At 73.6% G+C, this 14,516-nt stretch carries 12 protein-coding genes; 8 read left to right on the forward strand and 4 right to left on the reverse strand.

The genetic code is table 11. From position 1 onward, the window contains the following. Positions 1 to 176: 176 nt before the first annotated feature. Positions 177 to 1,346 carry a steroid 3-ketoacyl-CoA thiolase gene (locus tag ABZ924_RS06350; RefSeq protein WP_361904938.1) on the reverse strand — a complete coding sequence of 390 codons (1,170 nt, stop codon included), beginning with the start codon at positions 1,344 to 1,346 and terminating at the stop codon, positions 177 to 179. A 239-nt stretch (positions 1,347 to 1,585) separates the two neighbouring features. On the opposite strand from ABZ924_RS06350, the gene ABZ924_RS06355 reads away from it, so the two are divergent. The 3 genes from ABZ924_RS06355 (at position 1,586) to ABZ924_RS06365 (ending at position 3,696) form a co-directional block, all read left to right on the forward strand. Beyond that, positions 1,586 to 2,842, forward strand: coding sequence for a cytochrome P450 (locus tag ABZ924_RS06355; RefSeq protein WP_361904941.1), 1,257 nt, complete (start codon positions 1,586 to 1,588; stop codon positions 2,840 to 2,842). Between the two features lie 84 nt (positions 2,843 to 2,926). Next, complete coding sequence (locus ABZ924_RS06360) at positions 2,927 to 3,310, forward strand: DUF6193 family natural product biosynthesis protein (RefSeq protein ID WP_361904944.1); 384 nt, start codon at positions 2,927 to 2,929, stop codon at positions 3,308 to 3,310. A gap of 134 nt (positions 3,311 to 3,444) precedes the next feature. Beyond that, positions 3,445 to 3,696 (forward strand): FAD-binding protein, encoded by a 252-nt coding sequence (locus ABZ924_RS06365; RefSeq protein WP_361904946.1) that lies wholly within the window; start codon positions 3,445 to 3,447, stop codon positions 3,694 to 3,696. A 231-nt stretch (positions 3,697 to 3,927) separates the two neighbouring features. Here ABZ924_RS06365 and ABZ924_RS06370 read toward each other — a convergent pair whose 3' ends face one another. Next, positions 3,928 to 5,916 carry a phosphatase PAP2 family protein gene (locus ABZ924_RS06370; protein WP_361905371.1) on the reverse strand — a complete coding sequence of 663 codons (1,989 nt, stop codon included), beginning with the start codon at positions 5,914 to 5,916 and terminating at the stop codon, positions 3,928 to 3,930. A gap of 156 nt (positions 5,917 to 6,072) precedes the next feature. Between ABZ924_RS06370 and ABZ924_RS06375 the strand changes: the two genes are divergently transcribed. Continuing rightward, positions 6,073 to 6,411, forward strand: a complete 339-nt coding sequence (locus ABZ924_RS06375; RefSeq protein ID WP_361904949.1) for an antibiotic biosynthesis monooxygenase — start codon at positions 6,073 to 6,075, stop codon at positions 6,409 to 6,411. Between the two features lie 68 nt (positions 6,412 to 6,479). Here the strand turns inward: ABZ924_RS06375 and ABZ924_RS06380 are convergent, their stop codons facing one another. Next, positions 6,480 to 6,875 carry a nuclear transport factor 2 family protein gene (locus ABZ924_RS06380; RefSeq protein ID WP_361904952.1) on the reverse strand — a complete coding sequence of 132 codons (396 nt, stop codon included), beginning with the start codon at positions 6,873 to 6,875 and terminating at the stop codon, positions 6,480 to 6,482. Positions 6,876 to 6,980: 105 nt separating this feature from the next. On the opposite strand from ABZ924_RS06380, the gene ABZ924_RS06385 reads away from it, so the two are divergent. Then, positions 6,981 to 7,496 carry a GNAT family N-acetyltransferase gene (locus tag ABZ924_RS06385; protein WP_361904955.1) on the forward strand — a complete coding sequence of 172 codons (516 nt, stop codon included), beginning with the start codon at positions 6,981 to 6,983 and terminating at the stop codon, positions 7,494 to 7,496. Positions 7,497 to 7,548: 52 nt separating this feature from the next. Here ABZ924_RS06385 and ABZ924_RS06390 read toward each other — a convergent pair whose 3' ends face one another. Then, positions 7,549 to 8,472 carry a peptidoglycan-binding domain-containing protein gene (locus ABZ924_RS06390; protein ID WP_361904958.1) on the reverse strand — a complete coding sequence of 308 codons (924 nt, stop codon included), beginning with the start codon at positions 8,470 to 8,472 and terminating at the stop codon, positions 7,549 to 7,551. Positions 8,473 to 8,598: 126 nt separating this feature from the next. Here ABZ924_RS06390 and ABZ924_RS06395 point away from each other — a divergent pair, with 126 nt between their 5' ends. The 3 genes from ABZ924_RS06395 (at position 8,599) to ABZ924_RS06405 (ending at position 14,422) form a co-directional block, all read left to right on the forward strand. Continuing rightward, entirely contained in the window at positions 8,599 to 10,665 is a 2,067-nt protein-coding gene (locus tag ABZ924_RS06395) for an MFS transporter (RefSeq protein ID WP_361904961.1), read from the forward strand. Positions 10,666 to 10,790: 125 nt separating this feature from the next. Then, positions 10,791 to 11,480 carry an HAD-IA family hydrolase gene (locus ABZ924_RS06400; protein WP_361904964.1) on the forward strand — a complete coding sequence of 230 codons (690 nt, stop codon included), beginning with the start codon at positions 10,791 to 10,793 and terminating at the stop codon, positions 11,478 to 11,480. 926 nt (positions 11,481 to 12,406) lie between these two features. Further along, positions 12,407 to 14,422 carry a bifunctional metallophosphatase/5'-nucleotidase gene (locus tag ABZ924_RS06405; protein ID WP_361904967.1) on the forward strand — a complete coding sequence of 672 codons (2,016 nt, stop codon included), beginning with the start codon at positions 12,407 to 12,409 and terminating at the stop codon, positions 14,420 to 14,422. Positions 14,423 to 14,516 lie beyond the last annotated feature (94 nt).

Raw genomic sequence — 14,516 nt, forward strand, 5'->3', positions numbered from 1 at the left:
TACTAAGCCACCAGTGAGCAGCACCCGCTGAGCCGAACAGCGATACCGAAGGCCCCGGTGGCCGGCCTCCCCAGGCCGGCCCCGGGGCCTTCGGCTTCCCATCCCACAAGGGGTTCAGTCGGCGCCGGAGGCGCCCCCGGCGCGGCGCCGGTGCGCCCGCGCGCGCCGTGCCGTCGTCACAGCCGCTGGATGATCGTCCCGGTCGCCAGCGCCCCGCCCGCGCACATGGTGATCAGCGCGAACTCCTTGTCGCGGCGCTCCAGCTCGTGCAGGGCCGTGGTGATCAGCCGGGCGCCGGTCGCGCCGACGGGGTGGCCGAGGGCGATGCCGCCGCCGTTGACGTTGACCTTGTCCAGGTCCTGTTCGAAGACCTGGGCCCAGCTGAGGACGACGGAGGCGAAGGCCTCGTTGATCTCGACCAGGTCGATGTCCCTGAGGGACATCCCGGCCTTGCCGAGCACGGCCCGCGTCGCGTCGATCGGGCCGTCCAGGTGGTAGTGCGGGTCGGCGCCGACCAGGGTCTGCGCGACGATCCGGGCCCGGGGCTTCAGCCGCAGGGCTCGGGCCATCTTGCGGGAGGCCCACATCACGGCGGCGGCCCCGTCGGAGATCTGCGAGGAGTTCCCGGCGGTGTGGACGGCGGTCGGCATGACCGGCTTGAGGCCGGCCAGCGCCTCCATGCTGGTGTCGCGCAGCCCCTCGTCCCGGTGGACCAGGCGCCACATGCCCTGGCCGGCCGCCTGCTCCTCCTCGGTGGTGGGGACCTGGACGGCGAAGGTCTCGCGCTTGAACCGCTCCTCCGCCCAGGCCGCGGCGGCCCGCTCCTGCGAGAGCAGCCCGAGCCGGTCGACGTCCTCGCGGCCGAGGCCCCGGCGGCGGGCGATCCGCTCGGCGGCCTCGAACTGGTTCGGGAGGTCGACGTTCCACTCGTCCGGGAAGGGCTTGCCGGGGCCGTGCTTGGAGCCCGAGCCCAGCGGCACCCGGCTCATCGCCTCCACACCGCATGCGATCCCGATGTCCATGACCCCGCCGGAGATCATGTTCGCGACCATGTGGTTGGCCTGCTGGGAGCTGCCGCACTGGCAGTCCACGGTGGTCGCGGCGGTCTCGTACGGCAGGCCCATGGCGAGCCAGGCGGTGCGGGCCGGATTCATCGACTGCTCGCCGGCGTGGGTGACCGTGCCGCCGACGATCTGTTCGACGCAGTCGGGCTGGATTCCGGTACGGGCGAGGAGCTCGCGGTAGGTCTCGCCGAGCAGGTAGGCGGGGTGGAGGTTGGCGAGCGCGCCCCCGCGCTTGCCGATCGGGGTGCGTACGGCTTCGACGATGACGGGTTCCGCGGCCATGAGCTCGTCCTCCTCCTGCACGGTGCCGGCGCGGCGGGCCGTCCCGGCGCCCCGCCCGAACTAGTACGCGTTCTAGTTCTCTCCGCAGTCTTATGACCCGGAGCCCGGCACGCAAGGGTCTTGCACCCGGCCTCCACGGATTCCACACGCAACAGTCGGCGCGGAAGCCCTTGTCACTTCTAGAACTCGTTACTACCTTTCGGCCAACTCTGATGGGACGTCAGACTTGGAGTCGCCCGATGACCTGTCCCGCGCTGCCCGAAGGCTTCGACGCCACCGACCCCGGCCTCCTCGAGGAGCGGGTCCCCTTCCCGGAATTCGCCCTGCTGCGGCGGACCGCCCCCGTGTGGTGGTGCCCGCAGCCGCGCGGCATCACCGGCTTCGACGACGAGGGCTACTGGGCCGTGACCCGGCACGCGGACGTCAAGTACGTCTCCACGCACCCGGAGTTGTTCTCCTCCACCACCAACACCGCCATCATCCGCTTCAACGAGCGCATCCACCGCGAGCAGATCGACGCCCAGCGCCTGATCATGCTGAACATGGACCCGCCCGAGCACACCCGCGTACGCCAGATCGTGCAGCGCGGCTTCACCCCGCGGGCCATCCGCGGCCTGGAGGACGCCCTGCGCGACCGGGCCCGCAGGATCGTGGAACAGGCCCGCGCCGCAGCCGAGTCGGGCGGCGGCGACGGCAGCTTCGACTTCGTCACGCAGGTGGCCTGCGAGCTCCCGCTCCAGGCGATCGCGGAGCTGATCGGCGTACCGCAGGAGGACCGCCTGCGCATCTTCGACTGGTCGAACAAGATGATCGCGTACGACGACCCCGAGTACGCGATCACCGAGGCGGTCGGTGCCGAAGCGGCCATGGAGCTCATCGGCTACGCCATGAACATGTCCGCCGCACGCAAGGAATGCCCCGCCAAGGACATCGTCACCCAGCTCGTGGCCGCCGAGGGCCAGGGCAACCTGAGCTCCGACGAGTTCGGCTTCTTCGTGCTGCTGCTGGCGGTCGCCGGCAACGAGACCACCCGCAACGCCATCAGCCACGGCATGCACGCCTTCCTCACCCACCCCGAACAGTGGGAGCTGTACAAGGCCACCCGGCCGTCGACGGCGGCCGAGGAGATCGTCCGCTGGGCCACCCCGGTCGTGTCCTTCCAGCGCACCGCCACCCGGGACACCGAGCTGGGCGGGCAGAAGATCCGGGCGGGGGACCGGGTCGGGCTGTTCTACTCCTCCGCCAACCACGACCCGGAGGTCTTCACGGACCCGGACGTCTTCGACATCACCCGCGACCCGAACCCGCACCTCGGCTTCGGCGGCGGCGGACCGCACTTCTGCCTCGGCAAGTCCCTGGCCGTCATGGAGATCGACCTGATCTTCAACGCCCTCGCCGACACCCTGCCCGACCTGCGGCTCACCGGCGAGGCACCGCGCCGGCTGCGCGCGGCCTGGCTCAACGGGATCAAGGAACTCCGGGTCAGCCACGGCTGAGCACACGGCACGGGGCGGTAACGGCCCGCAATCGATGCGGTCCGGGGCATTGTCGCGGCGGCGGCCGGACGTCAGACTGCGCGGATGGATCTCCAGGACACGCTCAGCAGGGGGCCCGACGAGAGCGTGGAGGCGCGCTGGCAGCGCCTGCCCACGACGTGGCGGCTGATGGTCGAGCGCGGCGGACCCCAGGCGGCCGTCGGCCGCGGCGTCCTCGCGCTGATCGAGGCCGCCGCGGCGCAGCCGGAGCTGCGCCGACTGTACCCGTTCACCAGCCACTGCGTCCTGCGGTTCAGCAGCCGGGGCGGCCACCCGCCGGAGGCGGACGTGCCGTCCGTGGAGCCGGTGCGCGAGGGCGGTTTCCGCGTCCTGAGCCCCAGCACGAAGCGGGTCCTCGGCGAGGCCGACACCGCGGAGGCGGCCGTCGCCCTGGTCGTCGCCCGGCTGTCGGCGCCGGCCCCGGGCTGAGGCCGCCGCCCGAGTGGCGGGGGCCGGGGCGCGGGCGGATCCTGGCAGGACGCGGCGATCCACCGCGGGGGTGCCGGGGCCTCCTTCGGGCGGCCCCGGCGCCCCCGCGGTCTGCGTGCGGTGGCCTGCGTACGGTGCCGGTCGCCGCCGAGGGGCTGCTGCCGCTCGCCGTGCGCTCCGGCGGCCACAGCTTCCCCGGGCAGTCGGTGTGCGACGGCGGGATCGTGGTCGACCTGTCGCCCCTGCGCGGCATCCGGCTCGACCCGGAGCGGCGCACGGCCCGGGCCCAGGCGCGGGTGCTGCCGGGCGAGTTGGCCCGCGAGCCCAAGCCTTCGGGCCGGCGGTGCCGGCCGGGATCGTCACGCACACCCGGCTCGCGGGGCTGACGCTCGGCGGCGGGATCGGCTGGCCGATGCGCAAGTACGGGCTCACCGTGGACCAGTCGCTGTCGGTGCACCTGGTCACGGCCGGCGGGTCGTTCTCAGGACGAGACGGCCTTCACGGGTCGCACCGCGGGACACACCTTCGACATCAACGGGGCGACGCAGGACGCAGAGGCTTCGAGCAGGAGCACAGCCGTGCCTTCTACGAGCCGCGCCCTCTGCGAGCCGCGCCGTCTACGAGCCGGCCGCGGCCCGCGCCGGGACGGCCGGCCCGGATTCCGTTCCGGCGCCCGCCGTGCGCGGCCCCGGGAGCTCCAGCCTGAGCCCGCGGGGCCCGGACAGCACGTACACCAGCCCGAATCCGGCACCGACGACGACCGCGCCGCCGACCGCGTCGAGCACCCAGTGGTTGGCGGTGACCACGATCGCGCAGACGGTGATCAGCGGGTGCAGCGCCCCGAGCAGCTTCTGCCAGGCCTTCGGCGCGAGCACGATGACCACGATCCCGCACCACAGCGACCAGCCGAAGTGCAGCGAGGGCATGGCCGCGTACTGGTTGGAGATCGCCGTCATCGCCCCGTACTGCGGATGGGCGAGGTCCTGCGGCCCGTGCACGGTGTCGATGAAGCCGAGTCCGGGCATCAGGCGCGGCGGCGCCAGCGGGTAGAGCCAGAAGCCGAGGAGCGCGATGACGGTCGCCAATCCCAGGGAGGCGCGCGCCCAGCGGTAGTCGCCCGGCCTGCGCCAGTACAGGACGGCCAGGATCGCCAGCGGCACCACGAAGTGGAACGACGAGTAGTAGAAGTTGAAGAACCTCTCCAGCCAGGGCAGGCCGACCACGGCGTGGTTGACGGCGTGCTCGATGTCGAGGCCCAGCGCCCGCTCGACGGCGTGGATCTGGCCGCCGTGCTCCTCGGCGAGGCTGCGGCTGGCGGGTGCGGCGGCGCGGATGTGCGAGTAGATCGAGTACCCGACCCGTATCAGCAGCAGTTCCAGCAGCAGGTTGGGGCGCGACAGCACGCGCCGCCAGAACGGCATCAGCGGCACGCGCGACCAGCGGGCCGCGGCCGGGCGTCCGTACGCGGTCGGCACGGGCGCCCGCCAGTACGGCGAGGAGCGCGGCAGGAACGGCACCGCGCAGGCAGCGGCGAGCGCGGCGAGCAGCAGCACGTTGTCCCGTACGGGCGCCAGCGCGGCGAGGTTGGGCAGCAGCACGCTGCTCGGCAGGGTCATGGCGAGGACCACGGCGACCGGCCACACGCGCCGGTCCGCGGCGCGCTCGCCCACCCGGCCCGCCACCGCGAGCAGCACCCACAGCAGCTGGTGGCGCCAGCCGGTCGGTGCCACCGCGACGGCCACGCACCCGGTGACGGCGACGGCGAGCAGCAGCTGCCCGTCGCGCGCGTAGCGGACGGCGCGGCGCAGGCCCGCCCAGGCGATCGCCGCCGCGAGAGCCGCGTACAGCACGAGCTCGGCGGGGCCGGTGAGGCCGAGCCGCAGCAGGGCGCCGTGCACCGACTGGTTGGCGAGGGCGTCGGGGGCGCCGCCGAGGCCGGTGCCGGCCACGTGGTGCACCCAGTACGTCCACGAGTCGTGCGGCAGGGCCGCCCAGGCCAGGGCGGTGGCTCCGGCGAAGGTCGCACCGGCGGCCCTCGCGGTGGGGCGGCGGTCGGTCCACCACAGCAGCGGCGCGAACAGCAGCAGGGCCGGCTGGAGCGCGGCGGCGAGCCCCACGAGGAACCCGGCCGGGCGCTCGGCGGGCACCCGGAACACCGCCAGCAGCACCAACAGGACGGGCAGAACGGGCAGGACGGCGCTCTGGCCGGGCGCGGCGGCCTCGCGGACGGGCAGCGAGACCATCATCAGGCCGACCAGGGCGGGCGCGGCGAGCAGCGCGGTGCGCCGGGGCACCGGGTCGGGCAGGCCGCGCGCGGCGACGAGCCCGACGGCTCCGACGAACAGCAGCGTCACGCACGTCCAGGCCACCTCCAGCGAGGGCGCGGCCAGGCCGAGGGCGGGTCTGAGGACGAGCCCGGCGAAGGGCGTACCGCTGAACTGGCCGGCGTCGTACAGCGAACCGGGCAGGCTGTCGGGGAGGTGCAGCTCGCCGAGCCACTGGCCCGGGGGCACGCGCAGCACGACGGCGGCCTGCCGCAGGGCGAGGATTCCGGCCAGCGCCCAGAGCAGGAGCCGCGCCGCCGCGAGCCTGTTGCTGCCGCCTATGACCCCGGCATGTCCGTTCGCACCCCTGTGCTCTGCCGCGTCAGCCACGCCTCGCCGGCCTCCCGTCCTGTGGAACGCAACCCTGACTTAGCCTGGCTGCCGCGTCGGATTACCCGGGACGACGATATCCCCCGCCGGATCCCTAGGATGGCGGGCATGAGCATCGTGAAGATCAACGTACTGACCGTGCCGGCCGAGCAGCGGGAGGTGCTGGAGCAGCGCTTCGCCTCGCGGGCGGGGGCGGTTGAGGGTTCGGACGGGTTCGAGTGGTTCGAGCTGCTGCGCCCGGTGGAGGGCACCGACCAGTACCTCGTCTACACGCGGTGGCGGTCGGAGGAGGACTTCCAGGCGTGGATGGAAGGGCCCATGAAGGCGGCGCACCAGGGTGGCGGCGCGGGCGCGGGTGCGGGCGAGCGGCCCAAGCCGGCGGCCTCGGCGTCGACGGTGTGGTCGTTCGAGGTCGTGCAGCAGGCGGGGCCGAAGCAGGAGGCCTGAGCGGCGGGAGCCGGCGGTGGCGGGACGGCTCCGTCGGCTCCGTCAGCTCCTCAGCTCCGTCAGCTCCGTCAGCTCCAGAAGGCGTTCTCCTCGTCGATGTCCTGCGTGCACTCGTCGATGTCACTGATCTTCCCGCCGACGATCGTGAAGAACAGGCCCTCCTGGATCTCGATGCCGCGGTCGCCGCGGTCGGCGCGCAACGTGTGGACGGCCATGGCGTGGCCCCGGCCGTCCACCATCACCGTGTGCAGATCGACCTGCATCGTGCCCTTGGTCTCCTCGCCCATGCGGCGGTAGAGGGCGAGGACGGCCTCGCGGCCCTTGTGGTGACCGGACAGCGGGTTGGAGCCGGGTACGTGGTGGATGACGTCGGCCGTCATCAGCGAACCCAGGGTGTCCATGTCGCCCTTGCCGAAGGCCTCGTAGCCGCGGCGGATCAGGGCAGCGTCGGGGTGTTGGGACATGGCGCTCACGCCCTCCGTTGATGCGATTTAACCCTTTTCCCATCATCGGCCCGCGCCTGTGGATATTCCACGCGGCGCCGGACGCGCGGCCCGCACAATGACGCCATGAACATCAACACGGGGAACACTGCGACGACCGCCGCCACCTGGGCCGTCGTCGCCGAGCACTACGACACCGCCGACGCCACGGCGCTGCGGCGCGCCTACTACGCCGAGGTCGCCGGGCGGTACTGGAAGCGGTCCGTGACCGAGGCCGAGATCGACCAGGGCATGTTGGACTTCCCGACCGACGGGCTCCTGCCACCCACGGGCCAGTTCGTGGTCGGCCGGCTCGACGGCGAGCCGCTCGCCTGCGGCGGCGTCCGACTGCTCGATCCCGCCACCGCGGAACTGACACGGGTGTACGTGGACCCGCGCGCCCGCGGCACCGGCGGCGGGGCGGCACTGCTCGCCGCACTGGAGGACGAGGCCCGGGCGCTGGGCGCCGAGCGCGTCCGGCTGGACACCCGGTCCGACCTGGTGGAGGCGCGGGCGCTGTACGCGCGCCACGGTTACGCGGAAATATCCGCGTACAAGTCGGACCCGTACGCCGAGCACTTCTTCGAGAAGCGGCTGGCCTAGCGGCTCGTCGCGGAGCCGATCGCGGGGCCCGTCGCAGACGCCGTTCGGGAGGTCAGCCCGTGCCCTCCAGGGCCTTGCGGGTCTGGGGGCCGTACTCGCCCCATTCCCCCCAGATGTCGTGGGCGTCCTGGAAGTCATCCACGGACCTCGCCGTGCGGTCGTCGTACCTGCCGTTGATCTTGCCGCGGTACCAGCCCTGCGCGGCCAGCAGCCGCTGCATCTTCTCCACCTCCGGGCCGGAGTCGCCGTACCTCAGCGTCGGGGTCTTGGGCGGCGGGGGCGGGCTGCTCGCCGGGCGGCTCGCGCTCGGCGACGGCCCGGCCGCCTGGGGCGCCGCCGAGCGGGAGGCGGTGGATGAGGGCGAGGCGGACTTGGAGGCGGAGCGGGAAGCAGTGGGCGCGGCCGAGCGGGACGGGGCGGCGGAGGTCGGGGGCTGCGTCGGGCCGGCCGGGGCCACGTCGACCGCCTCCGCCGAGGGCTTGGCGTCCAGCAGGACGGTGTCGCTTTCGCCGGAATGCGACAGCATCCCCAGCGTCAGGGCCACGGTGCCGACCGCGAGCACCGTGCCCGCGCCCGCGAGGACCGTCGGCAGCCGCCGCCGGCGGGACGGGGCGGCGCTCCTGCGCCCGGAGCCCCTGCCCCGGGCCGGGTCCGCTCCTGTGAGCACCCCGAGCTCGCCGAGATCGTGCGGCTCGGTGTGGAGCGGTGCCGTCCCGGCGGGCCAGGACGCCTGCGGCGGGGTGTCCGGCCACACCGCCGGCATCCCGTACGCGGGCGTGGCGTCCTCCGACCCCGCGACGCCGGCGTGCGCGTACGCCTGCGTGGGCTGCGGGGGCTCCGCGGAGCCGGAAACCCTCAGGCCGGGGTCCGGCAGCGTCAGATAGGGGCGGATCCGCAGTGGCTCGAAACCCGCCCCCGCCGCGCACCCGCAGTCGACACCCGCGGCGTCGCAATCTGGACAGCGCTCAGCGCTCACTGCACTCCCTCCCTGGCCCTTGCCTGCGATTATGCAGACCCGTCAAGGGCCGCCCAACCGCCCGACAGGCCATAACCGGACACACCGCTCAGGATGGAAACGTTGCTCCGGCCCGAGGAGGATCGGATGGCTCAGGAAGTGACCAACGGCGGCGCCGGGCCCGTTTCCGGCCGGGGAAGGGCCGGGCCCGCCTCCGAACACACCTCCCGCGAGGTGCTCGTCTCCATCGGTGCGCTGCTGCTCGGCCTGCTGCTCGCCGCCCTCGACCAGACCATCGTCTCCACGGCCCTGCCGACGATCGTCAGCGACCTCGGCGGGATGGAACACCTGTCCTGGGTCGTGACCGCGTACATACTCGCCTCCACGGCCGCGACGCCCCTGTGGGGCAAGCTCGGCGACCAGTACGGGCGCAAGAAGCTGTTCCAGACCGCCATCGTGATCTTCCTGGTCGGTTCGGCGCTGTGCGGACTCGCGCAGGACATGCCCCAGCTGATCGGGTACCGCGCCCTCCAGGGCCTGGGCGGCGGCGGGCTGATCGTGCTCTCCATGGCGATCGTCGGCGACATCGTCCCGCCCCGCGAACGCGGCAGGTACCAGGGCCTCTTCGGCGCCGTCTTCGGTGCGAGCAGCGTCCTGGGCCCGCTGCTCGGCGGCCTGTTCGTCGACCACCTGTCCTGGCGCTGGGTCTTCTACATCAACCTGCCCATCGGGCTCGTCGCCCTCGCCGTGATCGCGGCCGCCCTGCACATCCCGGTGCGCGGCGCGAAGCACACCATCGACTACCTGGGCACGGCCCTGCTCGCCGCCGTCGCCACCTGCCTCGTCCTCATCGCCTCCCTCGGCGGGACCTGGGGCTGGGGCTCGACCCGGATCATCGGGCTGGCCGTCCTCGGGGCCGGGCTGCTGGTCGCCTTCCTCTTCGTCGAGCAGCGGGCCGTCGAGCCCGTCCTGCCGCCGGCACTCTTCCGCATCCGCACCTTCACCCTCTGCGCGGTGATCAGCTTCGTCATCGGCTTCGCGATGTTCGGGGCGATGGTCTACCTGCCGACCTTCCTCCAGGTCGTGCAGGGCGTCTCGCCGACGATGTCCGGCGTGCACATGCTGCCGATGGTGCTCGGCATGCTGATCTCCTCCACCGCCTCCGGCCAGATCGTCAGCCGCACCGGCCGGTGGAAGGTCTTCCCGATCGCCGGCACCGCGGTGACCGCCGTGGGGCTGCTCCTGCTGCACCAGCTGCACCGGACCACCGGCGCCTGGCCGACGAGCGTGTACTTCTTCGTCTTCGGCCTGGGCCTCGGCCTGGTCATGCAGGTGCTGGTCCTCGCCGTGCAGAATTCCGTCAGCTATGCCGACCTCGGGGTCGCGACCTCCGGCGCCACCTTCTTCCGTTCCATCGGCGCCTCGTTCGGCGTCGCCATCTTCGGCACGATCTTCACCAACCGGCTCGACGACCAGCTCACCGCGGCCTTCGCCGGCCTTCCGCTCCCGGCGGGGACGGCCGCGCAGGTGGAGTCCGATCCGCGGGCCATCGCCCTTCTCCCGACCCAGCTGCAGCCGCGCGTGCTCGACGCGTACGCCACGTCGATCACCGACGTGTTCCTCTACGCCGTCCCCGTCGTGCTGCTGGCCTTCGCCATCGCCTGGTTCCTCAAGGAGGACAAGCTGCGCGGGTCGGTGACCGCGCCGGACGTCAGCGAGACACTCGCCTCCAACCCCGTCCACCGCTCCTCGCACGAGGAGGTCGCCCGCGCGCTGTCGGTGCTGGGCACCCGCGAGGGGCGCCGCCACGTCTACGAGAAGATCACCGCGAGGGCCGGCTACGACCTCCGGCCCGCCGCCAGCTGGCTGCTGCTGCGGATCAACAAGTACGGCTCCGCCGAGCCGGGGGAGCTCGCGGAACGGACCACGGTGCCGCTGAAGGTGATCACCGACGCCGCCCGCCAGCTCGAGGAGCGCAGGCTCGCCGTCCGGGACGGGCTGATGCTGCTCCCGACGGTCAAGGGGCGCGAGTACGCCGTGCGGCTGGCCCAGGCCCGCGAGGAGTCCCTGGCCGAGCTCCTCGGCGACTGGTGGGGCCCCGACCGGCCGCGGGACCTGGCCGAGCTGGTCCACGAGCTCAACGCCGAGCTGTGCGGATCGGATGCCGAGGAGCCGCACTCGACGGAGCCGCGGCGCGACCACGCAGCGCGCTGAACGGGCAGGTGGCGTAGACCGCCAATGTTTTGTATCGTGGAGGAACAAAGTGGTTCCGTCCGCACTCCCTGACCGGTGGACGGAACCACTTGTTCTCTTCTCCCGCCGTGTCTGGAGCCCCACCGATGCCGGCCAGCACCTCCGCCGCCGCCCCCGTCGTCCTGACCGCCAAGGCCCTGCTGCTGGACATGGACGGCACCCTGGTCGACTCGGACGCGGTGGTCGAGCGCTGCTGGCGCGCGTGGGCGGTGTCCCACGGCCTGGATCCGGAGGAGGCCCTCAAGGTGGTCCACGGCCGCCAGGGCCACGCCACGATGGCGGCGCTCCTGCCGGACCGGCCGATGGAGCTCAACCACGCCGAGAACGCCGAGATGCTGGCCCGCGAGACGGCCGACACCGAGGGCGTGGTCCCGGTCGGCGGGGCCGCGGAGTTCATGGCGGCGCTCGTCGGGCTGCCGCACGCGCTGGTCACCTCCGCCGACGCGGCCCTGGCCGCGGTCCGGATGGCCGCCGCCGGGCTCCCGATGCCCGAGGTGCGGGTCACGGCCGACTGCGTACGGGCGAGCAAGCCCCACCCCGAGGGCTTCCTGCAGGGCGCCGCCGCGCTGGGCGTGGACCCGGCCGACTGCATCGTGTTCGAGGACTCCGGCGCCGGCATCGCCGCGGGCCGGGCGGCGGGCATGCGGGTCGTCGGCATAGGCCCCCGGGCCGCCGCCCACACCCCGACGGCCCACGTCCCCGACCTCACCGCGGTCAAGGTGACGACAACGCCGGACGGCACGCTCCACCTGACCCTCACCCCACCCCCCGCCTGACCGCACCCCCGAAACAGCCGCGCCGCCCCGCCACGGGCGGCAGTCAGCGAACGCGCGGGCAGAACACCGGCACAACCCGATCCGCCACAGGCGGCAGCCAGCGGAACCCCGCGTTCGACGGCAGCCGCCAGCGCCCGCCGACCCCACCCACGGACCGCGACCCACACGGCTCCCCGCCCCAACGGGACGACCCGCGCAGGCGGCGGAACGCCACGGCGCGCGCACCGCACCCGTAGGCACAGTCGACGGCAGCCGCCAGCGCCCGACAGCCGGGCGAACCCACCTACGGGCCGCGGCCGCACGGCTCCCCGCCCCGGCTCACGCAGCGGCAATCCCCGACGGGACGACCCGCACGGGCGGCGGAACGCCGGCACAAGCCGATCCGCCACAGGCGGCAGCCGGCGGACCACCACGGGCGCGCGCACCGCGCCCGTAGGGCGCGTTCGACGGCGGCCGCCAGCAACCGACGGCCGGGCGAACCCGCCTACGGGACCGTGGCTGCGCGGCTCCCCGATCCGGCTTCGCGCAGCGGTGATCCGCCAGCGGGGCGCCCGAGCCCAGAGTGCACCCGCCGCCCTGCAAGGCGGGGTCCGGGGCGGAGCCCCGGGAAACGGTGAAAGGGCGGGGCGGGGAGACGCTCCGCGCAGCGGCCCACCCCACCGCCCGGCGGCAAGGCGGGGCCGGTCGGGGCGTGCCCAGGCAAGACGGGCCCCGGGCAAGGCAGGACGGACCCGGGCAGGGCCGGCCTGGGCAGGGCCGGCCTGGGCAGGGCCGGCCTGGTCGGCGGGCGGATTACACCGGGCCCGGCGCACGCGGCACGGCAAACCACACCACCCGCGGAGCCGACCCGCACGCCGCATCACCCGCTCGGGCGGTTTGCGGCCCGGCCACCACCCCGACCCCCCGCCGATCAGCAGGATGCCCGTGTGACCAAGCGGGCAACGACCGTTGCGTACCGGCACAGTTCGCCGGATCCGGGCCGACGTACCTTCCTCACCTCACTCGGCGGCCTGGCCGCCTCCTTCGCCCTCGGCGCCCCCGCCCTCGCGGCGGAAGCCGGCCAGGACGCCGCCTCCGCCGACGAGTACGTGGACGTCCAACTCCTCAGCATCACCGACCTGCACGGCTTCCTCCAGGCCGCTCCCGGCACCAACTCGGTCATCACCGGCAGCGGCGGCCGCCGCTACACCGTCGGCGGGGTGGCCTACCTCGGCACCCACCTGGAGCGGCTGCGCACCGGCCGGCGCAACTCGCTCTTCTTCACGCCCGGCGACGCCTTCTCCGGCTGGGAGTTCGACGCCGCCGCCTTCGCCGACGAGCCGACCATCGAGGCCCTCAACCGTCTGGGCCTGGACTTCGCGACCGCCGGCAACCACGAGTTCGACAAGTCTCCGGCCATGCTGCGCAAGCACATGGAGCAGGGCGTCCCGTTCCCGGTCGAGGGGCAGGACTCCTCCTTCACCGACTCCTCCGGCAGCCGCTTCCACGGCGCCGACTTCCGCTACTACAGCGCCAACACCGTCTGGTCCGGCGGCGACCGCCCGACCGTACTGCCCCCGTACAACATCGAGTACGTCAGCACGGCGGACGGACAGCGGAAGCTGCCGATCGGCTTCATCCACCTCACCGCCGTCGGCACCGAGCTGATGCCCGGCTCCTTCCAGCCCGGCCTCGCCACCCTCGACGCGGTCGCCACCGCCGACGCCTGCGCGGCGCGCCTGAAGGAGCTCGGGGTCAACGCGATCGTGCTCAGCCTGCACGACGGCGCGGTGGCGGGCACCGACTTCAACGGCGGAAGCAACCCCTCCGGACCGGCCTACGACCTCGCCCTTCGGGTCTCCCCCGCCATCGACGCGATCATCACGGGCCACTGGCACCACCGGTTCAACCTGATGCTCCCCGACCCGGCCGGGGTCCCGCGCCCCTTCGTCGGCGCCGGCTGCTACGGACAGGTCGTCAACGAGATCAGTCTCCGCCTCGACCCGCAGACCGGACGGGTCGTGCGGGAGCTGACCGTGTCGGTCAACCACCCCAACACCCGGGACGTCGCCCCGCACCCCTCGCTGAAGGAGGTCGTGGACTACTGGGCCGGGCAGGCGGTCCAGCGCGACCGCACCCGCATCGGCCGGCAGACCGGGTCCTTCCTGCGGACCCGGACGGCGGCCGGCGAATCCACGATGGGCGATCTCGTCGCCGACTGGGCGCTGTGGGCGGGGCGCCGGCCGGACGATCCCGACAACGACGCCAACGTCCACCCCAACGTGCCGGCCCAGCTGGCCCTGGTGGCGCTGGCGCCCACGGCGGGTCAGGTGGTCATCGCGGGCGATCTCGTACGCGATGCCGCTTCGGACGGAGCCGTCACCTTCGGCGCCGCATGGCGGGCGGTCGGCTTCGGCGACCCGGTGGTCACGGCCTGGGTGACCGGGCGGCAGATCCACGACGTCCTGGAGCAGCAGTGGACGACGGGCCCGGGCGGCGCGCTGCGGTTCGCGCCCCTCGCGGTGTCGGGGAACGTGCGCTACCGCTTCGACGCGGCCGGGGCGGTCGGGGACCGGGTGGATCCGGCCGAGGTGCTGATCGACGGCAAGCCGCTCGACCCCGGGGCCCGGTACCGGCTGGCGGCCCTGTCGTACACCTTCCTCGGCTACGACGGGTATCCGGCGCTGGCCGGCTTCCGCGAGCCGTACCGCCACCAGCGGGACTTCGAGAGCTTCGTGGCGTACGTACGGGAGCGGCAGGTGCTGGCTCCGCAGCCCACGGACCGGGTCACGGTACGGGGTGCCCGGCTGTCCGGGGGCGATGCGGCGGCCGAGGTGGGTGTGGTGCAGGAGCCGCAGGTGCTGCTGCTGCCGGACGGTACTCCGGTGCCGCGGGCCGAGGCGGCGATCCTGGCGGCGACCCGGCCCCCGTCGGCGGGCCCGGACGTCGGGCCGCCCTGCTGAGGGCGGCGGCACCCCCACCGGGCCCGCCCCCACCAGGCCCGCCGCTCCCAGGCCCGCCGCCCCCGGGCCCGTCGCCCCCGGCCCCGCAGTGCGC

Source organism: Streptomyces sp. NPDC046876, from assembly GCF_040645035.1.
Taxonomy (GTDB): Bacteria; Actinomycetota; Actinomycetes; order Streptomycetales; family Streptomycetaceae; genus Streptomyces.